The sequence below is a fragment of the Enterobacter cloacae complex sp. ESBL7 genome (genome assembly GCF_041679625.1).
GTDB lineage: Bacteria > Pseudomonadota > Gammaproteobacteria > Enterobacterales > Enterobacteriaceae > Enterobacter > Enterobacter asburiae_B.
The window spans coordinates 1-297 of the sequence record NZ_JBGORN010000053.1 but is presented as its reverse complement, the minus strand read 5'-3'; the positions used below and the strand labels follow the sequence as shown (position 1 = coordinate 297).

Annotated in this window: 1 protein-coding gene; it reads left to right on the top strand. The window is 30.6% G+C overall.

Annotation, left to right across the window (positions count from 1 at the left end; all coding sequences use genetic code 11):
• Positions 1-116: 116 nt before the first annotated feature.
• A partial coding sequence (locus tag ACERY3_RS25430) for a hypothetical protein (RefSeq protein WP_373226812.1) occupies positions 117-297 on the top strand: 181 nt, incomplete at its 3' end.

The following is a 297-nucleotide window of genomic DNA, read 5'->3' as shown; positions in this document are numbered from 1 at the left end:
AATTATGTAAAAATTTCAATGTTATTGATCCTTCATCAGATAATGAATGATCAATTTTTGTTTGCTTCTTGAACATAATTATCAGGTGTTTATTAATATTTTAACAGGATGTATTTATGCTTTTTCCCAAAAGAATATTTTCAACTACTTTTATATTTTTTTCTATGATGTTTGCCCTACAGGCTCATGCCATTTCGTATCCGTATAAAGCCATTAACAATATACTGACTTATCAACTGGACAGTAATGCGGAACCGGAAAAACTGGAGGGGGCAAAAACAGACAGCTTTAATGTTA